This is a genomic window from Mesorhizobium sp. IMUNJ 23232, assembly GCF_044326205.1.
In the GTDB taxonomy this organism is placed as follows: domain Bacteria; phylum Pseudomonadota; class Alphaproteobacteria; order Rhizobiales; family Rhizobiaceae; genus Kumtagia.
Window position 1 is genome coordinate 89,592 of the sequence record NZ_JBIRCY010000003.1, and the last position, 26,085, is coordinate 115,676.

General features: G+C 64.2%; 19 protein-coding genes. 8 read left to right on the forward strand and 11 right to left on the reverse strand.

The genetic code is table 11. The features are described from left to right. Positions 1-59: 59 nt before the first annotated feature. Positions 60-878, reverse strand: coding sequence for an SDR family NAD(P)-dependent oxidoreductase (locus tag ACH196_RS03260; RefSeq protein WP_396644906.1), 819 nt, complete (start codon positions 876-878; stop codon positions 60-62). A gap of 353 nt (positions 879-1,231) precedes the next feature. Here ACH196_RS03260 and ACH196_RS03265 point away from each other — a divergent pair, with 353 nt between their 5' ends. Then, positions 1,232-2,848 carry a XylR N-terminal domain-containing protein gene (locus ACH196_RS03265; protein ID WP_396644907.1) on the forward strand — a complete coding sequence of 539 codons (1,617 nt, stop codon included), beginning with the start codon at positions 1,232-1,234 and terminating at the stop codon, positions 2,846-2,848. Positions 2,849-3,254: 406 nt separating this feature from the next. Here ACH196_RS03265 and ACH196_RS03270 read toward each other — a convergent pair whose 3' ends face one another. The 3 genes from ACH196_RS03270 to ACH196_RS03280 all read right to left on the reverse strand — a co-directional run bounded on the left by ACH196_RS03270 (position 3,255) and on the right by ACH196_RS03280 (position 4,642). Continuing rightward, positions 3,255-3,554 carry a DUF982 domain-containing protein gene (locus tag ACH196_RS03270; RefSeq protein ID WP_396644908.1) on the reverse strand — a complete coding sequence of 100 codons (300 nt, stop codon included), beginning with the start codon at positions 3,552-3,554 and terminating at the stop codon, positions 3,255-3,257. A 61-nt stretch (positions 3,555-3,615) separates the two neighbouring features. Then, complete coding sequence (locus ACH196_RS03275) at positions 3,616-4,080, reverse strand: hypothetical protein (protein WP_396644909.1); 465 nt, start codon at positions 4,078-4,080, stop codon at positions 3,616-3,618. Between the two features lie 73 nt (positions 4,081-4,153). Continuing rightward, a complete protein-coding gene (locus tag ACH196_RS03280; RefSeq protein ID WP_396644910.1) occupies positions 4,154-4,642 on the reverse strand; it encodes an Hsp20 family protein in 489 nt (162 codons plus the stop codon). Between the two features lie 511 nt (positions 4,643-5,153). Between ACH196_RS03280 and ACH196_RS03285 the strand changes: the two genes are divergently transcribed. The 5 genes from ACH196_RS03285 to ACH196_RS03305 all read left to right on the forward strand — a co-directional run bounded on the left by ACH196_RS03285 (position 5,154) and on the right by ACH196_RS03305 (position 13,466). After that, on the forward strand, positions 5,154-6,104 hold the full coding sequence (locus ACH196_RS03285) for a hypothetical protein (protein WP_396644911.1): 951 nt from the start codon (positions 5,154-5,156) through the stop codon (positions 6,102-6,104). Positions 6,105-6,326: 222 nt separating this feature from the next. Beyond that, positions 6,327-7,004 carry an N-acetylmuramoyl-L-alanine amidase gene (locus ACH196_RS03290; protein ID WP_396644912.1) on the forward strand — a complete coding sequence of 226 codons (678 nt, stop codon included), beginning with the start codon at positions 6,327-6,329 and terminating at the stop codon, positions 7,002-7,004. A 464-nt stretch (positions 7,005-7,468) separates the two neighbouring features. Then, complete coding sequence (locus ACH196_RS03295) at positions 7,469-10,267, forward strand: S8 family serine peptidase (protein ID WP_396644913.1); 2,799 nt, start codon at positions 7,469-7,471, stop codon at positions 10,265-10,267. 1,022 nt (positions 10,268-11,289) lie between these two features. Beyond that, positions 11,290-13,038 (forward strand): peroxidase family protein, encoded by a 1,749-nt coding sequence (locus tag ACH196_RS03300; protein WP_396644914.1) that lies wholly within the window; start codon positions 11,290-11,292, stop codon positions 13,036-13,038. 26 nt (positions 13,039-13,064) lie between these two features. Next, positions 13,065-13,466: a hypothetical protein gene (locus ACH196_RS03305; RefSeq protein WP_396644916.1), complete on the forward strand. Its 402-nt coding sequence runs from the start codon at positions 13,065-13,067 to the stop codon at positions 13,464-13,466. Here ACH196_RS03305 and ACH196_RS03310 read toward each other — a convergent pair. Both ACH196_RS03310 and ACH196_RS03315 read right to left on the reverse strand, forming a co-directional pair. Further along, positions 13,428-15,527 (reverse strand): BTAD domain-containing putative transcriptional regulator, encoded by a 2,100-nt coding sequence (locus ACH196_RS03310; RefSeq protein WP_396644918.1) that lies wholly within the window; start codon positions 15,525-15,527, stop codon positions 13,428-13,430. The genes ACH196_RS03305 and ACH196_RS03310 overlap by 39 nt on opposite strands. Positions 15,528-15,602: 75 nt before the next feature. Next, positions 15,603-16,784: a YcaO-like family protein gene (locus tag ACH196_RS03315; RefSeq protein WP_396644920.1), complete on the reverse strand. Its 1,182-nt coding sequence runs from the start codon at positions 16,782-16,784 to the stop codon at positions 15,603-15,605. Between ACH196_RS03315 and ACH196_RS03320 the strand changes: the two genes are divergently transcribed. Further along, positions 16,737-17,264, forward strand: coding sequence for a hypothetical protein (locus ACH196_RS03320; protein WP_396644921.1), 528 nt, complete (start codon positions 16,737-16,739; stop codon positions 17,262-17,264). The genes ACH196_RS03315 and ACH196_RS03320 overlap by 48 nt on opposite strands. 70 nt (positions 17,265-17,334) lie before the next feature. Next, positions 17,335-18,546 (forward strand): hypothetical protein, encoded by a 1,212-nt coding sequence (locus ACH196_RS03325; RefSeq protein ID WP_396644922.1) that lies wholly within the window; start codon positions 17,335-17,337, stop codon positions 18,544-18,546. A 58-nt stretch (positions 18,547-18,604) separates the two neighbouring features. Here ACH196_RS03325 and ACH196_RS03330 read toward each other — a convergent pair whose 3' ends face one another. From ACH196_RS03330 to ACH196_RS03350, 5 genes are all read right to left on the reverse strand, one after another. Further along, positions 18,605-19,978 (reverse strand): alpha-glucosidase/alpha-galactosidase, encoded by a 1,374-nt coding sequence (locus ACH196_RS03330; RefSeq protein WP_396644924.1) that lies wholly within the window; start codon positions 19,976-19,978, stop codon positions 18,605-18,607. A 35-nt stretch (positions 19,979-20,013) separates the two neighbouring features. Further along, positions 20,014-21,684 carry an ABC transporter ATP-binding protein gene (locus ACH196_RS03335; protein WP_396644925.1) on the reverse strand — a complete coding sequence of 557 codons (1,671 nt, stop codon included), beginning with the start codon at positions 21,682-21,684 and terminating at the stop codon, positions 20,014-20,016. A gap of 11 nt (positions 21,685-21,695) precedes the next feature. Further along, on the reverse strand, positions 21,696-22,829 hold the full coding sequence (locus tag ACH196_RS03340) for an ABC transporter permease (RefSeq protein WP_396644927.1): 1,134 nt from the start codon (positions 22,827-22,829) through the stop codon (positions 21,696-21,698). Between the two features lie 2 nt (positions 22,830-22,831). Next, positions 22,832-23,839: an ABC transporter permease gene (locus ACH196_RS03345; protein ID WP_396644929.1), complete on the reverse strand. Its 1,008-nt coding sequence runs from the start codon at positions 23,837-23,839 to the stop codon at positions 22,832-22,834. Positions 23,840-23,958: 119 nt separating this feature from the next. Next, positions 23,959-26,043, reverse strand: a complete 2,085-nt coding sequence (locus ACH196_RS03350; RefSeq protein WP_396644931.1) for an ABC transporter substrate-binding protein — start codon at positions 26,041-26,043, stop codon at positions 23,959-23,961. Positions 26,044-26,085: the final 42 nt, after the last annotated feature.

Below are 26,085 nucleotides of genomic sequence, written 5' to 3' on the forward strand. Positions count from 1 at the left end.
TGTTCCATTCGACCGGACGCCGCCCCGCCCTCCTGCTGCATGGCGGCGCCTGGTTCCGGCTATTTGATGCGATGCATCGACCCTCCGTCGATGACGATCTGGCTTCCCGTCACGTAGGACGAGCAGGGCGAAGCGAGATAAAGCGCAAGGCCCTTGATGTCCTCGGTGTCGCCGATCCTGCCGATCAGGGATTGCGCTTCGAACGCCCGGCGGTCCGCCGCGATCTTCAGCCTTCCGCCGGCGATGTTGGTCATGAACGGGCCGGGAGAGATGCAGTTGACCAGGATGCCGTAAGCGCCCAATTCCATCGCCATCTGCCGGACGAAGTGGTCCACGCCCGCCTTGGCCGGCATGTAGGGTGTGCCGACGATCGCCTCGTTGATCTGCGCGGCGATCGAAGACGTGACGATGATCCGGCCGCCGCCGGTGCCTTTCATATGGCGGGCGGCGTGTTTTACGGTCGTGTAGACGGAACTGAGATTGATCTCGATCACCCGGTCCCAGTGATGGTCGTCAAGCACGTCGATGGCGCCCTCCGGGATCCGATGCCCTTCCGTCGACAAAAAGCCCGGCCCGGCATCGATGCCGGCGTTGGCGAAGACCACATCGATGCGCCCATGCCGGTTCGCAACGGCGTCGAACGCCGCCGCCATGCGGGCGCGGTCGGCTACGTCAAGCGCCTGGCCCCAGACATCGCCGCCGCCGGCCACCATTTCGGTGACGACCGTCTCAAGTCCCTTGGCGTTCATGTCGAAGATGCAGACGCGCGCGCCGTGGTCTGCCATGACCTCGGCATAGGCACGTCCGATGCCGCTCGCGCCGCCGGTCACGATGACCGACTTGCCCCGCACATCGAACATCTCCTGCAAAGTCGCCATCTTTCCTCCCGTGCCGCGACACTCATCCCCGACCGTTCCCGTGTCGCGGGGTCCATGGGACCCGTCCACGTTGTCGTCTGATGAGCGCCGCTCCTCCTGCGGCAATCATGTGCGGATTAGGGCGACAGGTCGTAGGCACCTGTCAAATCGCCGGCACAAGACAATCGAATTATCTCTGCCTTCTGGCCAATATGATCGAAAATTCAATCCGTTAGCTGAAGAATGGTGAACCGGTATGCGCTTATGCGCACAAGCCAGGTTGATGAAATGATGACAAAGGCTTGACGATTTGAGCAAGAGCCTGAAGTCTTGCGGCTGCGTCGCGCCGGGTGGAGGGCGCGGGAGGGGACGTCATGAAGGCACCGATTGAGCCATCGCGGCTGCTCGACCGCGGCAAGCCGACGGTTCGCGAACTGCTATCCAGCCTGGTCTTCAATCCGGTCGACGGCACCATCCGCATCAATGGCGACCGCGTCGTCATGCAGCGCGCCGCCGTCGGGGTCGAACTGCGGCGCGAACTGATCCGCCTCTTGGGACCGCAGGAAGCGCGTGTGTTCCTGGTCCGGCTGGGATTCCTTACCGGGCAGGCCGACGCGCGTTTCGTGCGGACGAACTGGCCCAACGTCGACATCGGCGACGCCTTCACTGCCGGCACGCGACTGCATACGTTCAGCGGCGTGGTCCGCGTCGAGACGGTCTACAACGACTTCGACTTCCGCAAGAAGCGCTTCGCCGGCGAGTTCCTCTGGCACGACAGCGTCGAGGCCGCCGAGTTCCGGAGGCTGCAGAGGACGACGGAGCCCGTCTGCTGGACCCAGTTGGGCTATGCTTCGGGTTATGCGAGCGAATTCTTCGACACCCTCATCGTCTACAAGGAGGTCGAATGCGCCGCCCAGGGTCATCGCCATTGCCGGGTGGTTGGAAAACCGGCCGACACCTGGGGTCCGGGCGACCCGGAAGTGATCCTTTTTCGCGAACGCATCACCGCGCCGCAGGACGGCACTTGGTCCGAGCCGCTCCGCAAGGTCGCAGCCCGCACCGCCGAGGGCGCGCTCTCCGAGCTCGACCGCCTGATTCTGGCGCCGGTGCGGGCGGACCTCGACAGGTTGGCGCGGATGGCGCTTCCCGTGGCGATCGTCGGCTCGCCCGGCACCGGGCGGACGCGCGCGGCGCGTTATCTCCACCGCGCCTCGGGCATGTCCGGCACCGATCCGCGCCGTGTCTTCGGCAGCCGGGTCGACCTCGCAATGTGCGAGGAAATCGCGCGGCATGGCAAGGCGGGACGCCGGGGCGCTTCCGGCGAAACGATCCTGATCGACGCCGCCGAACAGATCCCGTCCGAAATCCAGCCGCATCTCGCCCGCGCCATTGAGGACGGGATGCTGGTCGGCGGCCCTCGCGTCCTGGCGCTGCTCGGCTACGATCCATCGGCCAGCCCGCCCGGACCGCCGCCACTGTCTCCCGAACTCTGGTACGCGCTGTCGGCGCTCACCATTCGTATGCCAAAACTTGACGAGCGCGACGGCCAGCGCGCGGCAATCGCGCAGGCTATGGTTTCGGTGCTCGCGGCCAGGATGGGCATCGAGGCGCCGCAACTCGACGGTCCGGCCGCAAAATTGATCGAGCAGTCGGCCTGGTCCGGCAACCTCCGGCAGATGCGCACGGTGCTCAGCGCCGTGCTTGCCGCGCACCACGGCGGCCAAACCGTATCGCGTGCGGAAGTCGAACTGCAACTGCTCAGGTTCCCCTCCCCCGCCTCCGCGGCCGGCGAGGACACCGAAGGCAGACTGCGGCCGCTGCTGGAGCAATTGCTGGATGAGGGCGGCCTCACCTTGCCGGAGCTGGAGCAGTCGGCCTACCGGTCGGCCGTGGCGAAAGTCGGCGGAAACCTGTCCGCCGCCGCACGCCTGCTCGGCCTGACGCGGGCCCAGCTCGCCTATCGCCTCGGCGCCGGCGGCGATCCGAACTGATCCGCAGTCCTTGTGGACCACGACTCGCCGTTCCTGATCTTGAGAGGCATCCGATTTAACGAAGCCGTTAAGTCTGCAATCGGTGAGAAACTAACGTTAGCCGCACATGACTCGTGCCGCAGCTTTGCGCCTCGTTGCAGCCGTACGCATGAACGTTGCCGACTCCCCAAAGCAGCCACGCGGCGAGAAAAGTTTGCGTTGAGTCAGGCTTGCATCGCTAATGCGCCAAGGTTGTCACTATGGCGATTACACCTGCGATCAATGCACCCCAGCATATGGCAGCGAGCGCTATTCTCGCGGTTCGACCGAAATCTGGATCGGGCTGATTTCCAGCTGGGCGTAAGAGCATTTTTGGATACCTCTCAGACCTTCGAAATCGAGGGACCGGGTATCGAGTTGCGAACGCTCACGCGATTGTTATCGCGGTGTCAGAGCACGGCAATGCGCTGACGCTAACTCGATCCTCAAGGATCCCTGCCAACTTGGCAAAGCCCTCTATCGCGTTGCGGGCGGCCGAGATAGGTACGAGCCCGTCGTGCGCACGGCGACACACCCGTAGCGCTACTTCAGAGGCGGTATCCTTCAACTCGGCCGGCCATTCCTCAAGGAACTCGATCGCGTCGGCCGCATCCAATATCTCGCACACACTGCTTGGGCCGTCGGCCAAATAAACGGGCCGATCGAAGCATCGATTGATCTCTCGCATTATTTCCTCCGCTCAAAACCATTGGGGTAAAGCGCGGTCGATCTCCGGCCGCGCTTCAGTGCTACGCCGAAACTGGCTCGGGGACAGCGAACGCCGCACCCCCACCGCTTTTCGGCCGGATCGCTGCGGAAGCCGGACATGGAGGCGGATCATCATCATCGCCGGGCCTACGGCCGTAGCGTGCCCATTTCCGCAGGTCCCAGGTCCGGCGCCGGGTGAAAGTCCGCTGCCATGGCGGCATACGACTCCCATCGGCCGACACAACTTTGGCGCCTTCATCTAGCGCGCGCAGGGCACGAAGGATGTCCTCGACTTTAATAATTGAACCGTCGGGAAGCTGGCGCAGTGAAGGGACATGGGGAACGGCGTGGATATCCGACGCCCAGGACGCAAGCACTTCGCGCTTTTCTTGTGGAGTTAAACGGGCATCGTGCAGAACGTCGTCAGGCTGGCCGAGCACGACCAGCGCGATGTGCGGGTGTTCGTTCGGATGATTGCCGTTAGGTAAGCTGTGTGAGTTGCTCATCTCCATTCTCCGCAATCTGTCGCCTCCCGGTGGCGCCGGGAGGCGGACCGCAGTGTTGAGGGTGGTTGTGCCGTCAGGCCGCTCTGCTTCGCGGCTTGATATCCTGGTTGATTTGTTCGAGCTCACTGGCACCTTGGATTGAAGCCGGACCCGCCGTTGAAGTTACGGCGATGCGCCGAGGCTTCATCTCCTCGGGAATTTCGCGCGCCAATTCGATAGACAGCAAGCCGTTTTCCAGAGAGGCACTCGCAACCTTCACATAATCAGCCAGCTTGAACGCCTGCTTGAAGTTGCCGACCGCCAGTCCTCGATGCAGAATCTGCCGGTCATTGTCGTCCGGTTTCTTCTGGCCGGTCACCGTCAGTTCGGGGCCGTGCTGCGTCAGTTCGACTTCGTCGGCACTGAAGCCGGCGACGGCCATGGTGATGCGGTACTCGTTCTCGCTCTTCTTCTCGATGTTGTACGGCGGCCAGTCGGTCCGCACGCTGTTTTCGAGCATGTCGAAGAGACGGTCAAATCCGACCGTCGATCGGAAAAGGGGGGCGTATTCAGGGCTTCTCATAGCCATATCCTCCGTAAAGCAACATGGGTTACAAGCAGCGCCGCAGCGTCTTCTGCGACGCCAAGGTGTCGAGCCGAAGCCTCGACGAAAATGAGTTAGAAACCGGCCAAAAACGCTTCAAGACCCTCCGACGAAAATTTTTTTGTACCCGCTGATGAAGGATAATGTGCTGCCTTCCGGGGCCTTCTTCGACAAGGGCGATTAATGGAACCTAATGGTATTGCTCGACTTCGGGGCATCCCCAGGTGTTAGCCCTAACAAGTGGTCACAGCCCACTTTGGGATCATCTGCTTCCTGCGCCTCATGACTGGAGCCGGATCGCTCTTTTCGATGGCAAGCTTGGGTTGGTCGCGATCCCTCGTTCGCGAATGTCTGCCTGCTGCTGGAATCGCAAGGCATGGGCTCGCCCGGCGGTCACTGTCAGCATTTGTCATGAATATATTCCTAGGATTATTTACCCTGCATCCGATACGTGCGATAGTAGCGCCAGCCCTGTCTGGAGGGGGCTGTGGTGGAATGGACGGATTGGAATGCGGCAGTCGAGAAGAACCGGGAGGCGCTGAAGCGCGTCCTGGCCACGCTCGTCGGCATGGCCGGGCCGGGTTCTGACAGACGGTTTTTCCTGTTCCGGTGGAAACGCTTCGGCAGTCCGGAAACCGGACAGGCCGAAAAAGGGAAACTGTCCCCGGCGCTTACCCTTCCCCGCCATCTCCACCGCGCCATGCTGATGTTGCTGCTTCCGGCTGAAGCCGCCGCCCGGCGACTGATCATCGCGGCCGCGCGTGGCCTCGTGGTAGCCATGCCGCCGCGCACGCCGGAGCCCATAAGCACGGAGCTGCCGCAGCGCAGCCCCGGCATCGCCGTCATCATGTCGCCTGCCGATTTTGTCGGCGCCGCCGAAGCGAAGCCGGCCGCCGCAATCCGTGCCGACCGCCCGCGCACAATCAGCCTGCCGCTGCTCGATCCGCTCAGAAACCCAACCAGCGTCCACCGCCATTCTGTGCCCGCGCACGCTGTGCAGCGCATCATGCCGTTCGGTGACGGCTGGCCGTACCGCTTCCTGCCTCCGCCTCCGTCGCCGGACGATCCGATCGATGCGGCGCGGCTGTCGTTGCGGTTGCAGGCGCTCGCCGCCGCACTCGACGACCTGCCGGCCCAGGCAAGACGTTTCGGCCGCTGGAAGGCGCGCAACGACTTGCTGATTGCGCAACACGGGCCGGATCGCCTCGCGGTCGCGCAAGACAGGACCCACGACACGGCGGCCGCGCAAAACACGATCCGCCACACCGCGAGCGTGCAAGGCAAAAAGGCCGATACGCCAGTCCGGTTTCGCCGGACACGCCCGCTGAAGCCTGCCCACCCGCCGGGCTGGCGGCTAAAACCCGCCCATCAGGCGCACGAGGTTTTGAAAATCGTCCACGGATTTGCCTTCCCGGCGCGAGAACCTCCCGACACATCCTAGACGCCGCCGGCCTCGCCGGACGTGAAAAGAGCAGGGAATCGACGGCCAGCGCGGATTTTTTCCGCCCCTTGGCGACGATCTGTGCTGCCCGCGAGTAGCGGTCGGCAAACACCGCGGTCGGATCAAATATGTCCGAAAATCCCGCCTTCCGGTGGTTCACGCTGATTTCACGAGCAACCCACGAAAGTATCACCCATCAACCGCACTCTGCAGGAGGCGAGCATGCCCAATCCGAGAACCTACCTGTTCGATCTGCCGGCCCAATCCAGACCTGACCCCGTCAGCATTCCGGAAATGTGGTATCCCGGCGTCCAGAATTTCTGGGCAAGCTCAACCTCGTCGCGGATTTTCGACCCGATCCTGGGTGTGCGGGCAGTCGTCATCCACGCGACCGCCGGCAGCAGTTCGGCCGGCGCGATGTCTGTCATGCAGGCCGGCAATGCGAGTTTCCACTGGCTGGTTCCGGACGAGAACGAGCCCCAGCACGGACAGATCGTCTGGGCGTGTGCGCCGGAAGCGCGCGCCGCCTGGCATGTCCGCAACGACAAAAGCCATCCGCGGGTGAATGGCGGCGCGACGCGCGTCAACCACTGGAGCCTCGGCATCGAAATCGTCAACACACAGGATGACGACAGTTTTTCCGACTGGCAGGTAGAAGTCACGGCCCGCATCGTCCGCTACTGCTGGGCGAAATATCCCAATCTCAAGACCATCGTGTCCCACGCGGCGCTCGACCCGGAACGGCGCAGCGATCCGGGGACCGCTTTCGACTGGGGCCGGTTCCGTGACCTTGTCCTGGTGCCGCAAGGCGTGGAGGCGATCTCGCCGATGATGGCGGGCGTGACGCCAATGGGCAGCCTAGCCGCGACCGGCATGGAGACCTGCTGCGCCGGTCACTAGGATCTAACGGCCTGTAGGAAGTCGCAGCGTAGCTCCATAGACCGGTTGCCGGGACGGATCGTGGCCTCCCACACGATCCGTCCCATCCATCATGCCGCCGTTTCCGTTCAGATCGACCGGACGGCGGCAAACACAACGCGAGACCGGCAACCCATCCGCCGGTCCGTTCAGGAAATCCGCAAGGTTTCCACCGCCTCGCACGATAGCGAGTCGGGCGGTCAACTGTCGTCACAGGGTCGCTTTGCAATGCGCCCGCCAGGCCCGTGCCAAGCGATTCATCTCCGGCGCGAATCGGCCGGGCGACAGTGACAGAGCGCAGTCGCGCAGGGCCTCAAACGGAGGTCTCGACATCGCGCGAAATCATCCGGACCTCGGCCGGAGCGGTCGCCAATCGGGTGATCGCCAGCTTCGAGGCCGAGTTCGGCTAGCCGACCAGCCGGGCAGTCGCGAAAGGAAGACAGGACATGTATCGCCAATTCCTCAAGGCGGCCGCCGACGCCACTGCCGGTTCGACTTCTCAAAAGCTGACGCCTGGCATCATCCGGTTCACGCTCGAATATCGTGACGTCCCCGACCCGGAAATGACGAGGAGAAAGCTCGCTGAGGTCATCGGCAGCGATTGTTTCGCTTACTTCCCGCTTCCGCCCGGGGAGGATCCGCTCGTTCATGTCCTGCAATTCCCCGGCGTGATCCGCCGCCAGTCCGCCGGCTTCCTCTTCGACGTCGCGCAGAATCTCGTTGATGATTGCGGACTGGTCTCCTGCGTTCCGGACGTCGATCCGGGCTGGATCACGGACGATGAGCTCGGCCACTTCCCGCCGGAATCGGTGGGCGGCATCGTCTGGACGCTGTGCAAGTCGCACGCGCCGCCGCCGCCGGCGGCGCGCTGGGCCGTCTCGGCCGTGAAGGCGGACAAGGCCTGGGCAACCTTCGGCACCACCGGCCAGGGCATCGTGATCGGTCAGCCGGATACGGGGGTGGCCGACCACCGCGAGCTGGACGGTGCGATCGACATCCGCAGAGGCACGGATATCCTCGCCGGGGGCGGCATGCCGATCGATCCGCTGTGGCCGACGATGGGGTCTCCCGGCCATGGCACGGCCACATCGAGCGCGGTGGTGAGCCAGCCGTCGCTGGAGATCGTCGGCGTCGCGCCTGGTGCTACCCTTGTGCCGATCCGCTGCGTCGATTCCGCTATTATCGGCAGCGGCGCCGCCGTCGCCGCCGCGATCGACCACGCCCGCCTGACGGGATGCGACATCATCTCGATGAGCATCGGCGGGCCGATAGAAGGCGCGGACGTGCGCCGCGCCATCGAGCGGGCGGTCAAGGCCGATATGATCGTGCTCGCCGCCGCCGGCAATTGCGTGCACGCGGTCGTATACCCCGCCTGGGACGCCAACGTCATCGCCGTCGCGGGCGTGGATTTCAATGATCGGCCCTGGAAAGGGTCGTCGCGCGGCCCCAAGGTCGACGTTTCCGCACCAGCCGAGAATGTCTACGTGGCGCGGCGGCGCTGGCCGTCCGATACCGACAAGTCGCTTGTCGAGCCGGGCCAGGGCACGTCCTTCGCGGTTGCCATAGCCGCCGGCTGCGCGGCGTTGTGGCTGGCCAGGCACTCGCCGGACGCGGTCCGGGCAGAGGCGCGCAAACGGGGCGTGACTGTCCAGGAACTGTTTCGCTCGGCGATCAGGAAGACGGCACGCAAGCCCGGCCAATGGCCTTCGAAATCCATGGGCACCGGCGTCGTCGACGCCGAGCAACTGCTTGGTCTGCCGCTCGCCGAGATTCCGAAACCGTCGATGTCGAGCAACGCCAATCCGGGGCAGTCGATTCTGGATGCGACGGACAACCCTCAGCGCTTTGCCGCCGAAGCGGGCTTTCTTGCGCTCGATCGGGGCCAGCGGACGGACCCGAAACGCGTCGGCGCGCTCGAAAGCGCCGCCGCACCCCGTCCCAGCAGGGCGTTAGCGGCGGCCGTCAAAAGTACAGCGGCGGCTCTGCTCGAACCCGGATCGGCACCGACGGCAGCGACGCCTCTTACCGCCTTCGTCGGTCCACGCACGCCTTCGTCAGGACTTCTTCCGCAACGCCCCCTCCTCCAGGAAGGCGCTGCTGCTCTGCCGATTGCCGCTCGCACGACGCTCGCCTGTTCGGGCAAGAAGGACATGCTCGATCGTATCGAGAGGGCCCTTAAACGCTATGACACGCGGATGGACTCGACGGAAAAGGCGCGGAACGCTCGCGACGAAATGATGTCCCACGCCGAGCGAGTCGTCGATGCCTGGACCCGCGGCTCGGACATTCCAACCGAGTCGACCGGCGCGGCGCGCGCAACGGCGGAAGCGATCGTGCGCCTGACGGACAGGCCGGCGCTCAAGGTCGTCGCCGGCATGATCGATCCGCACGACCCCCAACTCGAATCCTGGGCGGACGATCTCGGTCCGCCGAGGACGGTTCTGAAACCACTGATCGACGCGGTCGGCCGCATCGATATCGACGGGCCGGACGGCCACACACATGTCGGGACCGGAACAGTCATCGCCAAGGGCCTCGTCATGACCAACCGTCATGTGGTCGAGGCCTTTTCCGAGCCGATCCCGTCCGCCAATGGACGCCAGAAATTTCTTCTCAATGCTAGGGTCTCGATCTGCTTCGACGAGGCGGCGAAGGACGAGGCTCGCCGGTTCGTCATCAAGAGTGTGCTGACCGCCGGCCCCTGGAAGATCGGCGAGGTCGCGGATGTCGGCAAACTGGACATCGCCGTCCTTGAAGTGGAAACGACCAACGCGGCCGGAGCAGACCTCCCGCGTCCGGCTCCCTCGGGGCCGCTCTTCACGGAATCGGCCGGGCAATCCAAGCTCGTCGTCGTCGGCTATCCGGCCAGGCCCGGACTTTCGTCCACCGTCGATCCCGACACCGGCGAAGCGTCGACCGATATCTGGGACCGCTTCCGGGAACTGTTCGGCGACGAATACGGGACCAAATATCTCAGCCCCGGCCGGATCGTGAACAAACCGGGCGAGATTGTCGGCGATCAGCGCAGCTGGGCGCTGAGTCACGACGCGACGATGCTTGCCGGCAATTCAGGCGCTCCGATCATCAGCCTGCGCAATCCCTATCGCATAGGCGGCCTGCATTTCGGCGGTCAGACACTGCGCCAGAACCTTGCCCACGACCTCTCCGGTATCCGCACCGAAGTCCGAGACGAAACGCAACTGCTCGACCTGACCGCTTTCGGAGGTTTTTTCGACGGCGCATGACAGTTGCGCGGCATTTGGCGGCAGCCGGAACCGGAAACGGTGGCCGCGATCGAGGCGCATGTCGAGCAAGGATGCCTCGGCCGAGCAGGTAGCGCGGCACAGTTAGAATAATGGAGCGCAACAACTTGCCACGCAGATTGAAGGCTCTGCGCTGTCCAGCTCGACGAGACGCGCGGCGCCGCAAAGCTTGATGCGATTGCGAGCGTAAATCGCAAACTGGCGGGGCCGTGTCGTCCGAAGCAGCCGTTTCGCGCGCCCTGCTTACCTCCCGTCAAACAGGTTCGAGCAATCCTGTCATCGATGGCGACAGGCGGCAGACCGCCGGGCAGGCCGGCGCCTGGAAAGGGCAGCGTCGTCCCGGCAGACGCCGGCGGCAGACGGCGTCGCGGCTGCGCATCGGGTCGTGCGAAGACATGCACCTTGGCGGCAAGAAAACCCTGCGGGGATTCTCCGGCATCTCCATCCTCCTCGCATATCGCGGCGGCGCCGAATTTCGGCCAATGACAGACGGAGCCGCCCGGCAGTTGGGGACGCCGAGCGGCTCCGTTGCTGCGCGACCAAGGTCAGACAGTCGCGCAAGGAAAATTATCTGCTCCCGCAGGACCGTGCTCCGAACGCATCGGTCAGTGTCACGGCGGAAACGGCCTCTTGCGAAGCGGCCGAACGGACTTTTGCGGTCGCTCCGTGAATTCATCGTGAGTTGGCGCCGCCGTTTCGATTCACGGTGAATTCACGCAGCGCGGGTGAAGATCGCTGCACTCGCGGGGAATGGGGATCTAAAACTCCATGACTCTTGCGAACGACAGGGGTTTCGACGGCATCGGCAGATCGCTTCATGGCATTGCAGGACGCGCGCCAGGCGATCTTGATTGTCGAAACGCTTCGCTACTACACTCTCGACCAGGCGGTGGACGCCGGTCCAGAGACCTTGATTGGGCAGTCCGTCGGGAGGGAACATGGGCGAGCACGGGGGAGTAAGGGGAGCCAGCCTCGCCGATGCGCGGCCGATTCAGCGAGAACGTGTGGCGGCACGTGCGGGGGCTGGCGGGGGGGCAGCCATATTGGCTTTCGCGCCGGCAGCGCTCGCCGAAGCGCCGGACGCGGTTCCCACACGCTTCCGCAATTTCGCAAGGGAGGGCTATGCCGATCCGGCCGAAACCTATTTCGGCCTGGGCGATGCATGGGCGACCCAGACCATGTTCGCCAAGCTGGCGCGTCGTCTCGCCAAGCCGCATCTGTTCAAGGACGGCGTGTCGTCCGACAAGGCGACCAATTTCAACCGGAAGATTCCAGCCGGCTACACCTATCTGGCCCAGTTCGCCGCGCACGACGTGATCCGCAACTCGGCGATTTCCGCGAGCCTCTCCTCGGCGGAGCAGGAGCGCCGCAATCTGCGGGAGCGGCCTCTGCTGCTGGAGGCTCTCTACGGGGCGGGCCCGGTATTCAGCGAATTCCTGTACGAGTTGCCGAAGAAGGGTGACGGCTACCGCACCATGCTCAGGACCGGTTCGATCGGCAAGCGGCCCGCTTCGGCGCCCAAACCTCCCGAGGGCGCCTGCCCGTTCCCGCATCGCGACATTCCCCGGTTCCGGCAGTCCGACATGAGCGATGGCGTGAAGTCCGGCCCGCCGGACATGCTCATTCCCGACGAGCGCAACGACGACAATGCGATGGTCGCGCAGGTCACCGCGCTGTTCCATCATGTTCACAATGCGGTGGTGACCGCCTTGCGGGCGCTGCCCGACATGCCGCCGTCGGATCAGACGGGGCCGCGGGGTTTGCATCTTTTCGAGAATGCGCGGCGCGTCACCACGGCGCTCTACCGCAACATCGTCAGGAACGACCTGCTCCGCAAGCTACTGCTCCCGTCGGTGCTGCAGCGCTACGATGCCTCGGGCTTCAGACCGCTGGCCGATATCGATGCAGCGGGGATACCGCTCGAATTCTCGCATGCGGCGTACCGGCTCGGCCATTCGATGGTGCGCATGTCCTACGTGTTCAACGACGAGCATCCGGAGGGCGAAGGCGTCCGCGACGTGCTAAGGACGACCTCGGCGCGCCGGCCTCACAAGCTGCCCCCCGCCACCAATTGGATCGCCGACTGGTCGAATTTTTTCGAGATCGGCAAATCCAAACCGCAGCCGAGCCGCCGCATCGGACCGTGCTTCAATGACGTGATGATCTCCAACGGCGACTTTGCCAACCAGCTTGTCGGGCCGGACGGCACCGAGCTGCTCGACCCCGCGCAGTTGTCGGCGGAGGATCGGGCGAAGCTCCCGAATACAAATTACTCTGGCCTGCTGCTTCGCGACCTGGTCCGCGGGACCGTCGGAGGCCTGCTTACGCTCCAGGCGCTGATCGACGCGCTGCCGCCGGCGATCCGCGACGGAGCGCCGCTGCTCGCTGATCCTGACCGGCGAGCAGCGGCGCTGCGAAGCTGGCTGTCCGGCACGGACGTCGCCTTTTCCGAAAGCGAGCTCGACCATCTCTCCGGCAATCCGCCCCTCATTCTCTGGCTGCTCTTCGAGGCCGCGGAAGACGCCAACGGCTGTAGTCTGGGAACGCTGGGGTCCGTCCTCGTCGGAGACGTCTTCGCCGCAGGCCTTTCCGCGTCGGCCGACGAGATCGAATCCGACCCGGCGACGAAAGTGCTGCTGCAACTGCTCTTCCCCGGCGGCGCCCCGCGGAAGATGCCGGGCCTCATCACCTTCACGGCCAAGGTGCTCGGCCTGGAGAACGCGACGCCCAGCTTCGTCACCCTGTCCGACTAAGTCGCTACCTCATAGGAGACCAACAAATGCCAGATCCTGTCGACGATCCTACAGCGCTGCCCGCACCGATGAAAATCCTGAATTTCCGTGAGACCGGGATGAAGGTCGTGCAATGGGCCCAGGATCCCAGCACGCGTCCACGCGACCTCGCCGAATTCAAGCAGCAGCTCGCCGGCCTCGTGCAGGTTCCTGATCGGTTCAAGGAAATCCAGATCATGCAGGGCTACGATCACGTCTTCTTCCTGCGGCTGCCACCCAAGAATCAGGTTACGAAATCTCACGAGCAGCTTGCCAACGAGACCGATGATCTGAATGAATATGGCATTCCGGATTTCTACTTCGACGCGATCAACAATCCGGACGACTTCAAGCGCGAGGATTTTTTCTTTTCACGCATCGCCGACTACACGATCCGCGGCTGCCGCTGACCGCGGCCTTCGCACGGTGACGCTGCGGCGATCACGCGACACAGGCAAGCCGGCGATCTCGAGGCCCCGCCGCAGATTGGCGTAGACGCGGGGCTTGGCGATCGGAAAGCTCTGCAGCAGCCATCGCGTGATCCTGTCGTCGTCTGGCGCCGGTTTCGCGAACCAGTTCGCCCGAACCAGCGCCAGGAATTTCCCGGCCTCGTCCCGCGCAGCCTCCACGTCTCCGGTCAGCGCACAGGCAGCGGCTTTCCAGGCCCGGATGTAGAAGACGATATCCTCGGCTCGGTCGGCAGCCTCGACGCTTCCGGCGAAATCGCCGAGGATGAATCGCACACCGGCCTGATAGCTCCAATGCAGCTTCGAGACGCCAAGGCCGATGTCGAGGGCGGCTTTGGAGAGCCGCTCGGCATTTTCGAGATCGTCGCAATAGGCAAGGCCCAGGGATGCGGATACGAGCGTCCATGGGTCGTTGGCATTGAGGTCGCAGGCCAGCAGAAAGTTGAGGCCGGCTTTGTCCGGGATGCCGTTCATCGCGTAGGACCACGCCAGATGGAGTTGGGTCCGCGAATCGATTGGATCAAGCTCGACGGCGATCTTGGCCAGACGCAGTGCTTCCGCGTGATCTTCCTCCGAGCGTAACAGGCCGGGAAAGATCAGGTGGCGCGAATTGAGGATCCCGGCAATGCCGGAATAGGCGGGGGCGAAATGCGGAGCGTCCTGGATGATCGACCGGAATAGCGCTTCTGCCTTGGCTTCGTCCTCGGGCCGCCACCGGAATATCATCTCCTGTCCCTTCAGCCACCGGTCGAACTGATCGAGCGACAGGTCGGGGATGCTCGATATGCGGGTCAGGCTTTCCGACGACATGCTGACGTCGAGCGCAATGGCGATGCGCCGGATGATGCTCTGCTGCGTGGTGAACCACGCCGTCGCTTCGATCGAGAACTGCTCGCTCCAGATGAAACGGCCGTTGCTCATGTCCTTCAGGGTGAGGATGAAGCGCAGCGAAGCGCGCTCCTCGAAAGCAGCCGCCTCGATCAGGAAGGCCGGCCTGCGTACGTCCGGCGGCATTTTCCCGTCGAGGTCGAGTACAGCCCAGTCGCGGAACCTGACCAGCGAGGCAACGAGTTCGTGGCGCAGCAGGCGCGCCGAGGCCAGCGCCGGCGAAGTCGAGACGCCGGTCGTTTCGAAGTCTCCGACGAAAAGGAAATAAGCCTCGGACGGCTTCGGCTGCGCCCCCGGGACGGCGATCAGGTTGAGAGCCGCGGCGCCGCGCTCCTGGCCTGATCGCGGCACGACCAGGTCATTGGATTGTCGCGGCGGCCCGATCCGTCCCATCTTGATCTCGAGAACGAGGTCCTTTGTCTTGTCCGAAGGCTCGCTGTCGAACTCCTCGTCCAATATGTCCCACAACGCCTTGTAGAGCCGCAGGGCGCCCGCCGTGTCGCCGAGACGGGCCGAGGCCTCCATGGCCGCCCGGCAGCCCACCTCGTTCGTCGGATCGAGGTTCAGCAGCGCCAGTCCGGCCTGCCGCAACTGGGGAAGATCCGGCGCTGCCGCCGCGAGCGCTTCCAGATTGCCGACGAGTTCGTTCTGGATGCATTGGCGCTGAACAAGAAGCCATGCCCGGAAGGCCGGATCGAGATCCTCGAAGCCAGCCAGGAAGGTTTCCGGAAGGCGGTCGCGATTGAGGAATACCGAATGGATTGCGCCCGCCTTCAGCCCGTCTCGAATATCGCGCAGATCGATTCGAACCTGCGGCAGTTGAAGAGTCACGCTGAGGCGGTCGGCGACGAAAGGCGGCTCGGCGAAGCCTGACAGGCAGGTCCTGAGATCGCTGATCGTCTGCCGCAGCGACGCCCGCGCCCTCTCCTCGGTCGATTCGCTCCACAACAGGCCTGCCAGCCGCTCGCGGCTCTCGGAGCCGTGCGTCGTGTTCGCAAGGTAGGCAAGCAGGGCCATCGATTTGCGATTGACGATGGCTACTTCCGTGCCGGCAAAATCGAATGCCGGTTTGCCAAAAGTGGTCAGCCCGTACATGGCGCTCGTACTTCCGGACATGTCTTGCCGCCCCAATTCGCCAAGCAGGATTTTGTGCTGCATGTCACTCCCGAACAAGCCGGGGAAGCGGATGCCTCAAAGCAGATCGATATTGTCGACAGGTAATGGCTTTTGCAACCAGCCTGCCGCTGCGTTAGCGACTCCGGCACCAAGAATGCGCGACGGATAGGGCCGCAACCCCGGCACAACCACCCGTGCCACCGGAATGCCGAATGCCGGCCGGGTCAAATCGACGGCATAGGCATGCAAGCCATTGAAAGTGAGCCGATCGAGCGTTTCAGCGAGGACATTCGCCTGCGCCGGCGAATCACCGCTGCGCAGCGACATCGAACCGAGAAAGCCGGCCGTAACGCCGGGACGGTCGACTGAAATGCCTCCGGCGCGGCGTTCCTGCGCGAGATCGGCTTCGGTCAGCGCGTCGGGGGGGAGGTGAGGGAGCTTGGCCGACGCCACCTCCCGCCCGAATTCCATCTGGCACATTTCAACGATCGCCCCCCGGCAGGCGCGTGCCGCGTCGAGATGGCAGGCATAGCCGCCGGCGAACCGTCCTCCGGACCGGTCGAACGATACTGCGGCAACACAGGGAATGCCGATATCTCCCGATATGTCGAGCAGCGTCGTGATTCGCTGCCGACTGTCCCGCCTGGCTTTGGCAAGGAATTCCAACGCCCCCAGCTCGGCCAGGATTTCGAGCGCTATGGGGCCGCCGCCACGCCCGCCTTTCCACCACATCGCCACGGCGTCGCGCTCGATGAGTTCGAACAGGGCGGAGGCAACCGCGGCGGCCCAGGTCGGTCCGGCCGCGCAGCCGCTGCTCAAGGCGAAGCGCTCGTCGCCGGGCCGCACCAACGCTGAATCGCGCACCACGATGTTCGCGGGCAGCCATTGCGTTGTATTGTCGCACATGTCCTTGGCGGCGATCCAGTCGATGCCATCCGGCGCGGCGGCGCCGGCAAGATCGAGCAGCGACTTCGTGACGGCGTCGCCGTTCCATGCTGCGGCACCCAGAGATGAGCCGACTACGATCTCGTCAGCTTCGTGCCGGAACTGCGACAGATATTCGACGCCCTCCCCCACGCAGGCCTCGAAAGCCTGCCGGGGCGTTTCTCCTGCGCCGACGAGGCTTGCCCGAAGTTCCGTTGCCCCGGGGCGGGCAGCGCCTGGATCGGCGGTTCCACCGAAGAACGTCAGGCCAGGCGCGGTGCGGGAGTGCAGCCTGAACAGGTTGAAGCCTACAGCGGCGCGAAGCAGCGCCACGCGATTTTGCGTCGTCGCCTCGGCAACATCCGCATGCGCCCCGACCGGCACATAGTCGAAAACATCAAGGAACTTCTCGATCCTGGCGACCAGTGCGGCATCGAGACCGCGCTCTCCGGAGAGATACCGGGCCGCCGGCTCGAATATGCCCTGGCTCCCTTTGGTCTCCAGCGGTCGATCCATGCCCAACGCTTTCAATTCGCCATCCCCGGCCAGCCCAGCATCGCGATGGCGATGTCCGATCCTGCCATGATCGGGACACCGGCATTTGCACCACACTCCCGGTATCCATCCCATGTTCCGAGGACGGAAGCGACGGTCTTTTCACGCTGGGTTCACGCGGTCCGCCGGACAATCCGCAAGGTTTTTGGCCGGGATCAGACAGCCGCTCGACCCGCCGGCCAACTGGAGGTCTATCAATGTCCCGATCTGCGGCTCCACGGTCTTCCTCATGCGGACGGCCACCGAATTCGGCCGTGAGCGCGATTTTCAGGGCGCCGGCCCGGTCGACGTCCCGCGTGCCCTCCGGTCCGTCTGAGGAGAACCCAAATTGGTCGTTTTCGAAGCTCTGAACGCGCTGCACGGTGACTGCCTCATCCTTCGATACGACGATGCACAGGGCGAACGGCGCACCTGGATCATCGACGGCGGGCCGCGCAGCGCTGAGGTAAACGGCGAACCAGTGTCCGTTTTGCGGGACGTCCTCCTGCCGCGGCTCAAGCAGATCGATCCATCAATGCCATTTGCCGTCGACCTCGGCATGGTCAGCCACATCGATGACGACCATATCGACGGGCTGGGCAGGCTCGCCGCCGATCTCGCCGCGAAAGCGCCGCTTCCGGGCGATGTGCGGTTTCGCCGCTTCTGGTTCAACGCGTTCGACGACCTCGTCGGCCCGGCGCCCGCCTGCCTGGCGCAGTCGAGCGGCGCGATCGCCCTGCAGCTTTCCAACCCGACCGCCGGGCGGCTTGCGCCGGGCGCGCTGGGGCGTGGCGGCGATGCGATCCTGCAGAGCATACCGCAGGGCAACAAGCTTGCCGCCAGCCTGCGCTCGCTCGGGTTGGACGGGAATGTTCCGACGAGCGGCTTCGTGGCCGCACGGCCGGGATCGGCGCTCATGATCGACGGCGCCAAGGTGACCGTCCTCGGCCCGCTGCAGCGGCGGCTGGACCGGCTGCGGGACGATTGGAGCAAGGCGCTCTCGGCGCCGAGCGAAGCGGCACGGGCGGCGGCGCTTGCCGACCTGTTCGCCACGCGGCTCGACACGTCCGTTCCAAATCTGTCGTCGATCGTCGTCCTGGTCGAGGTCGGCGGCCGGAGCCTGCTGTTGACCGGCGACGCCCGCGGCGACGACATCGTCACGGCGTGGGCCGAACTCGGCCTGCCTGATGCGGCCCGCAAGATCGATCTGCTGAAGGTTCCGCACCATAGCAGTTCCGCGAACAACCCGAGCAGCTTCCTGAGGTTTTTCGAAGCGACGCACTATGTGTTTTCCGCCGACGGCCGTCATGACAACCCCGACCCGTCGGTCGTCGAAGATTTGATCGGCATTCACGGCCACAGGCCCATGGTGCTGCATTTCACCAATGCGGACATCGCGTGGAGCAAGCCATATACTCTGGCGAGAGGTGGTGCGGTCGTAAAGAACCTGCCGGACCTGATCGGCTCCCTCCACGCAGCTTATCCGGGACCGTGGACGTCCGAATTCCGCCTCGACGACAAACACTCGATCGAGATCGTCCTGCCGGACGTTTCAGCTTGACTGAGCATGTCGGTATCGGCCGCCATGCGGCGTTGGGAACGCCCGCGCCATCGTCCTTTCAGGCAACCCATGATCGCTTCCGGGGCCGTGACCACGCGGGAATCCAATCTCCATGCGCCCCAAGCAGGTCGTCGACCAGACTCCAGATCTGGTCGAGGTCGAGCTCGGCCGCCGTATGCGGGTCCATCATTGCGGCGTGGTAGAGATGCTCACGGTTCTCCGTCATCAAAGCGGAGACGGTTAGCTCCTGAACATTGATGTTGGTCCGGATGAGGGCCGTGAGCTGCGGCGGCAGCGCGCCTATGTGGGTCGGCTGGATGCCGGAAGCGTCGACCAGGCATGGCACCTCGACGGCGCAGTTTTCGGGCAGCGAGGTGATGCAGCCCTTGTTGCGCACATTGCCGTAGATGACGGAGGGCTCGCCGGTCCACACCGAGTTCATGATGGAGGAGGCGTATTCCCTGCTCGGCTCGACCTCGATGGTCTCGGCCTCGCGGTAGCTGTCGGCTATACCTTTCCACCGCGCCACCTGCTCGACGCAGCGCTTCGGATATTCATCCAGGGGAATGCCGAATTTCTCGATCAGGTCGGGCCGGCCCTCCTTGATGAAATAGGGCGTGTATTCGGCGAAATGCTCGGAACTCTCGGTGACGAAATAGCCGAGCCTGGTCAGCATCTCGTAGCGCACCTTGTTCGGGCAGCGCGGGTTCCAGTGGCTGGGCTTCGGGAAGCGGCCTTCACGGTAGCCGCGAACCAGGTCCGGATAGAGGTTGCGATAGCTGCCGTCCTTCTCGCGATGCTCGAATTTCAGGTAGAACGCCATATGGTTGATGCCAGCGGCGCGGTAGCGGATGTCCTCGACGGGGATGTCGAGATCGCGCGCCAGTTCCCAAGCGGTGCCCTGTACAGAATGGCACAAGCCAACCTGCCGGATTGCCGGATATTTTTCGGCGATCGCCCAGGTGTTGATCGCCATCGGGTTAACGTATTGCAGCAGGATGGCATCGGGGCAGATTTGGAGCATGTCCTCGCAGATCGACCAAAGGTGCGGCACGGTGCGCAGCCCGCGCATGATGCCGCCGACGCCCAGAGTATCGGCGATGGTCTGGCGCAGTCCGTATTTCCTGGGCACCTCGAAATCGGTCACCGTGCAGGGCTCGTAGCCGCCGATCTGGAACGCGACGACGACGAAGTCCGCCCCTTCCAGCGCTCGGCGCTGGTCGGAATAGGTCTCGACCTTCGCGCCGACCCCAAGCGTCTTCGCCAGCTTGCCCGCGACGACCTCGCTCTCCTCCAGTCGCTGCGGATTGATGTCCATCAGCGCAATGGTAGCGCCGGCGAGCGACGGGCGCTGCAAAACGTCGCCGATGATGTTCTTCATGAACACCGTGGAGCCGGCGCCGATGAAAGTGATCCTGGGTTGTCTGGCCATGCTGCTATGCCTTTGCTTGGAAGAATGCTGCGGACCTACGCGGCGACCTGGAACGCGGCGCGCACCAGCCTCTCCGTGTAGGCGGTCTTGGGATTGGAGAGGACTTCGGCGACAGGCCCCTCCTCGACGATCTTGCCGTGCTGCATCACCATCACGCGGTGGCAGAGTGCGCGCACGACCTTGAGGTCGTGGGAAATGAACAGATAGCTCAGGCCGCGCTCGTCCTGCAGCTTGCGCAACAAGTCGATGATCTGCGCCTGCACCGACAGGTCGAGCGCCGAGGTCGGCTCGTCGAGCAGGATGAATTCCGGCTCCAGCGCGATGGCGCGGGCGATCGCGATGCGCTGGCGCTGGCCGCCGGAGAATTCGTGCGGAAAACGCGACAGGATGTTGCCCGGCAGCCCGGCGCTAACCAGCGCGTCCCGGACCCGGTCGATCCGCTCGGCGCGTGTCGCACCGAGCCGGTTGACGATCAGCCCCTCCTCGATGATCTGGCCGACCGACATGCGCGGATTGAGCGACGAGAACGGGTCCTGGAACACCACCTGCATGCGCGAGCGCAGCGGCCGCATCTGCTCGCGCGACCTGGCCTCGATCTGCTTGCCGTCGAAGACGATCCGGCCGGCGTCGATTTCGATCAGCCGGATCAGCGCCTGGCCGAAAGTGGTCTTGCCCGACCCGGATTCACCGACCAGCCCCAGGGTCTCGTGCCGGCGCAGATGGATGCTGAGATCGTTGACGGCGAGAAGCTCGGTATATTGGGCGTTGAAGAAGCCACCCTTCTTGAGCGTGAAGGCGACGCGCACACCCTCGCCTTCGAGGATGACCGGCGAACCCTCCGGCAGCGGATTGGCGGCACCGCGCGGTTCGGACTCAAGCAGCTTGCGCGTGTAGGGATGCGCCGGATTCGCAAACAGCGCCTCGGTCAGATTGTGCTCGCGCACCTCGCCCTCATTCATCACATAGACATAGTCCGAGAACTGGCGGACAACGGTGAGGTCGTGGGTGATCAGGATCACCGCCATGCCGAGCTCGCGCTGAAGACTGCGGATCAGGTTGAGGATCTGGGCCTGCACCGTCACGTCGAGCGCCGTGGTCGGCTCGTCGGCGATCAGCACGTCGGGATTGTTGGCGAGCGCCATGGCGATCATGACGCGCTGCCGCTGCCCGCCGGAGAGCTGATGCGGGTACTGGTTGAGGCGCGCCTCCGGATCGGGGATCTGCACGTGCCTCAGCAGTTCGAGCGCCCGCGCCTGCGCCTCCTTGCGGCCCATGCGACGGTGGATGCGGATCGCTTCGACGATCTGGGTGCCGACCGTGTAGATCGGATTGAGCGAGCTCATCGGCTCCTGGAAGATCATCGAGATGCGGTCGCCGCGCAGCGCCCGGCGCTGCCTGTCGGAAAACTTCAGCACGTCCTTGCCGTCATATTCTATACGGGCGCGGCCGCTGATCGTCGCGCGCTTGGACAAGAGGCCCATGACGGTGCGCGCCGTCACCGATTTGCCCGAGCCGGACTCACCGACGATGGCTACCGTCTCGCCGCGGTAGAGCTGGAAGGAGACGTCCTTGACCGCCTGCACCTTGCCGCGCTCGACGGTGAACTCGACGCCGACATTGCGTGCATCGATGACCGGCCTGCCCTTTTTCGCGGCGAGATCGCGCCGCTCCTCGGGGGCCATGCTGTCGAGCGCTTCGGAAGCCATCCCTGCCCTCCTCAATACGGGTCGATCGCGTCGCGCAGGCCGTCGCCCAGCGCGTTGAACGCAAAGACCGTGATCAGCACGGCGCCGACCGGCGAGAGAATCCACGGATAGGAGCCGATCGCCGAATAGTTCGCCGTATCCTGCAGCATCAGCCCCCAGGAGATCAGCGGCGGCTTCACGGCGAAGCCGAGGAACCCGAGGAAGGATTCCAGCAGCACCACCTGCGGGATCGCCAGCGTCACCGCGACGATCACGTGGCTCATCACGTTCGGAAAGATATGCTGGAAGATGATGCGCCGGTCGGTCGCGCCGATGGCGATCGCCGCCCGCACATAGTCGACACGGGCGAGCGCCAGCGTCTTGCCGCGAACCTCGCGCGACAGTTGCGCCCAGCCCAGCGCCGACATGACGATGACGACGAAACCGATGAACACGTTGGTCGGCGCCGTGACCGGGATAAGGGAGGCGAGCGCCAGGTAGAGCGGCAGTTGCGGGAAGGCGAGCACGAGTTCGACGAAGCGCTGCGTCCAGGCATCGAAGCGGCCGCCGAGATAACCCGACACCATGCCGACCGTCGTGCCGACCAGCGTCACGATGAAGACGACGGTGAGTGCGATGATCAGCGAGATGCGCGAACCGTAGAGGATGCGCGACAGCACGTCGCGGCCGAACTTGTCGGTGCCGAGCAGATGCACGGGCGAACCGTCGACGGCGCCGAAGAAATGGCGCTCCGCCGGGATCAGGCCGAACAGCCGGTAGGGCGCGCCCTTGACGAAAAAGCCGAGTATCTGCGGGTTGTCGTAGTCAGGGCCGACGATTGGCTGGAAGGTGATCGGATCGAGTTCCTGCGTCTCGCGTACGGGATAGCTGCGCGGCGGGAAAACAAAATTGCCGTCCCTGTCGTGCATGCTGAACGACTGCGGCGGCGCAAACGCGATATCGGTCGCCTTCGGATCGACCGGCGCCAGGAAATCCGCGAACACCGCCATGACGATGAGAAGGCTGACGAGGACGAGGCCGATCATGCCGGTCCAGGAACGCCGCAGCCGCCGCCATACAAGCGCGGAATAGCTTTCGTGATGTTGCTGCGGCTTTTCCTCCGGCTGGGCCGCGACCGGAACGGTGCCGTGAACGTCGACGGTCATGATCACGCGCCTCCTCCAATTCTCACCCGCGGGTCGAGCGCGGCAAGCAGCAGGTCGGCGATGATGTTGCCGACGATCAGCGTCGCCGAGAGGACCAGCATGAAGGTCGCGGTCACATAGACGTCGCCGACCCACATCGAGCCGACGATCGCCGGCCCGACGGTCGGCAGCGCGAAGATGATCGCCGTCTCGATCTCGCCGGTCAGCATGTAGGGGAGCACGACGCCCTGATACATGACGAGCGGGTGCAGCGCGTTGGGAACGGCATGCCGCAGCACGACCGCGCCCTCGCTCAACCCCTTGGCGCGCGCCGTCTCGACATATTGCGCGTTCAGCGTGTCCATTAGGTTGCCGCGCATGACGCGCATGTTGTAGGCGAGCCCGCCGAATGTCGCGATGGCGACCACCGGCCAGACATGCTTCACCAGGTCGACGAACTTGTCCCAGGACCAGGGCGCGCCGCCATAGTGGGCGGAATGGAAGCTGTTGATCTCGCTCACATTGAAATGGAAGACGAGGACGTAGACGATGATCAGCGCCATCAGGAAGCGCGGCACCGTCATGCCGAGGAACGACACCGCCGAAAGCACGCCGTCGATCCAGGAATATTGCCGCGTGGCGGCGAACACGCCGAAGGAAATGCCGATGACGGACGCCAGGACATGGCAGACCAGCGCCAGCGCCAGAGTGCGCGGCAGGCGCTCGCCGACCACGTCGGCGACCGGCTTGTTGTAGAACAGGCTGTGACCGAAATCGCCGCGCGTCAGGATACCGGTCATCCAGTTGACGTATTGCACCGTCAGCGGCCGGTCGAGGCCATGCTCCTTGCGATAGGCCTGCGCCTGCGCATCGGCCTCTTCGAAGGACGCTCCGCCCTGGTTGATGAGCTGCGAGCGGATATAGTCGCTGTAGTCGCCGGGCGGCGCCTGGATGATCGCGAAGGTGACCACGCTGAGCACGAACAGCACCGGAATGGCAGAGGCGATGCGGACAAGCAGAAATCTGAGCATGCCGTTTCCTTCTGTCGGTTCTGGATCACGCGGTCCTCTGTGACGCGCGCCGTGGTCGCTTGGGAAGATATCCTGCCGGCCCGGCGGGAGAGAACCGGGCCGGCAGGGACGGCGAAGCCTCAGTTAATCGGGCCGGCTTCGCCGGGTTTTCCCGGTAGTTGCTCCGGATAGAGTTCGAAATCTCCCTGCTTGTCGGCCGCCACGAACACGCGTTCGCGGATGATCGTGTCCTCGGCCCAGTTGAACATGAAGATCGGCGCGCCGGCCGGAATGTTGGAGAAGCGCTTGTTGATGATCAGCGCGCCCGGATATTCGGTGAGGCCGACGGTGTCGACGTTGGTCGTCGAGACCTTCTGGAATTGCTTCATCAGTTCGGCCCGCTCGGCATTGTCATTGCTGGCGATGAATTTGTTGACGAGGTCGACGAGTTCCTGCTCGTGCGGCAAGAGGTCGACCTTGCCACTCTCGGGCGCGCGGTGATGCCAGCTCGTACGCGGACCGGTCGGGGCAAGCTGGGTCGTGTTCTGCACGACCGAGGTCAATTCCTGTTCGTTGCGGCGGATCAGCCAGTCGAACCTGCCGGCATATTGCGTCGCGTCGCGCTTCGTGCCGTCGACCGAATTGAGCACGACCTTGATGCCGAGTTGCTCCATCTGCCCGACCACGCCTTCCGCGAGGTTGCGGTCGGTGCCGTAGTCCGCGTTGACCAGCATCACGATCTGCACGTCCGCGCCGCCGGCTGTCCCGGCCGGGAAGTTCACGAAACCGTTGCCATCGGTATCCTTCAGACCCACCTTCTCAAGCAGCGCCTTTGCGCCGTCGAGATCGTAGGGATAGTAGACCGTCGACTGCCGGTCGTAGAAGCTCGTACCGGACGACAGTCCGCCCGGATAGATCGCGGTGAAGGGCCCCTTCACCAGCGCTTCGCCGAGCTTCTTGCGGTCGACCGCCATGGTCACGGCCTTGCGGAAATCCAGGTTGCGGTTGAGCTCGCGGACCGCCTGGGCGCGTTCGTCCGGCTCGCCCCAGCCATTGGCGGAATAATTCATGCGCAGATTGTAGCCAATAAGGCGTGCGCCGAAGGCAAGCCGCGAAGGGGCTGCTTCATCGGCCGCGCGCTTCAGCGACTCGACGAAATTCTCCGGCTGCTCCAGGTTCGAGAAATCGCCCGATCCGGCGATCGCCTGCACGTCGCGGTCGGCCCAGGTCGACAGCTTGTAGTGGAGCTCGTTGAGGTAGGGCAACTGATTGCCGGCCTCGTCGACCTTCCAGTAATAGGGATTGCGGCGCAGCACGATGATGTCGTCCGGCCGGTAGGCGACCGGCGCCCAGGCGCCCATGACAGGCATGTTCAGATATTCCGGCGGAAAGCCGTTCTTGTACTGGTCGTAAGTCGTGCCGGCATATTTCGGGTGCTTGGTCTTGAGGATATGCGACGGGCCGGGGCAGAAGGTGCCGTAGGCCATGGCATAGAGATGCTGCCGCGGGAAAGCCTCCTTGAAGGTCCATTCGACCGTATACTGGTCGACTTTCTTGAGCGTCGTTCCCTCGCCGAAGGTTTCGGGCGTCGCGCCGTTCAGCGGCGAGACGTTCGGGTCGACGACATTGTCGTCCCAGTAGAACATCACGTCCTCGGCGTCGAAAGGGTCGCCGTCCGACCATTTCGCCCCTTCGACGAGATGCATGGTGAGCTTGTGGCCGTCCTGCGACCACTCCCAGCTTCTGGCGAGGTTCGGCAGCGGCTCGACGTCGGTCGCCTCGACCTGGAACAGCGGCGCGGTGCGCGTCAGGCATTCCGACATGCCGATGTCGATTCCGCCCCAGCCCTGCGTCTGGCCGGCGCTGTAGTTCCAGCCTTCCGGCCGCCCGCCGATGACATGACGCATGGTGTCGCCATAGACGCCGACACCGTCCGGCATGTTGCCGGTCTTGAAAACCATCGGCTCCTTGGGTAGCCGCTCGGCCACGGGCGGCAGCTTGCCGGTCTTGACGAATTTTTCCGTGACCCAGGCGGGTTCCTTGTATTCGGGCAGCGCCTTGAACTCGATAATCGAGTCGCGCGGCACATAGGTGATCTTGCCTTGCGCCGGGAATGCCGGCTGCTCCGGAACCACGGTCGGCTCCGACGCATACGCCGCCTGCGCGAGGGCCGAGACACCAAGAAGCAGCATCGCTGCCCTGGCGAAACCATGTTTGATCGTCATCGATTTCTCTCCCATTTTGCCGCCGGCGCCTGGCCGGCATCC

Coding starts and splice junctions, on each gene's coding strand:
- ACH196_RS03280 (WP_396644910.1), bottom strand. CDS start 4,642: ATGAGAAGCCCTGAATACGCCCCCCTTTTCCGATCGACGGTCGGATTT.
- ACH196_RS03350 (WP_396644931.1), bottom strand. CDS start 26,043: ATGACGATCAAACATGGTTTCGCCAGGGCAGCGATGCTGCTTCTTGGT.
- ACH196_RS03290 (WP_396644912.1), top strand. CDS start 6,327: ATGCCCAATCCGAGAACCTACCTGTTCGATCTGCCGGCCCAATCCAGA.
- ACH196_RS03265 (WP_396644907.1), top strand. CDS start 1,232: ATGAAGGCACCGATTGAGCCATCGCGGCTGCTCGACCGCGGCAAGCCG.
- ACH196_RS03275 (WP_396644909.1), bottom strand. CDS start 4,080: ATGAGCAACTCACACAGCTTACCTAACGGCAATCATCCGAACGAACAC.
- ACH196_RS03270 (WP_396644908.1), bottom strand. CDS start 3,554: ATGCGAGAGATCAATCGATGCTTCGATCGGCCCGTTTATTTGGCCGAC.
- ACH196_RS03305 (WP_396644916.1), top strand. CDS start 13,065: ATGCCAGATCCTGTCGACGATCCTACAGCGCTGCCCGCACCGATGAAA.
- ACH196_RS03335 (WP_396644925.1), bottom strand. CDS start 21,684: ATGGCTTCCGAAGCGCTCGACAGCATGGCCCCCGAGGAGCGGCGCGAT.
- ACH196_RS03330 (WP_396644924.1), bottom strand. CDS start 19,978: ATGGCCAGACAACCCAGGATCACTTTCATCGGCGCCGGCTCCACGGTG.
- ACH196_RS03345 (WP_396644929.1), bottom strand. CDS start 23,839: ATGCTCAGATTTCTGCTTGTCCGCATCGCCTCTGCCATTCCGGTGCTG.
- ACH196_RS03295 (WP_396644913.1), top strand. CDS start 7,469: ATGTATCGCCAATTCCTCAAGGCGGCCGCCGACGCCACTGCCGGTTCG.
- ACH196_RS03340 (WP_396644927.1), bottom strand. CDS start 22,829: ATGACCGTCGACGTTCACGGCACCGTTCCGGTCGCGGCCCAGCCGGAG.
- ACH196_RS03310 (WP_396644918.1), bottom strand. CDS start 15,527: ATGTCCGGAAGTACGAGCGCCATGTACGGGCTGACCACTTTTGGCAAA.
- ACH196_RS03260 (WP_396644906.1), bottom strand. CDS start 878: ATGGCGACTTTGCAGGAGATGTTCGATGTGCGGGGCAAGTCGGTCATC.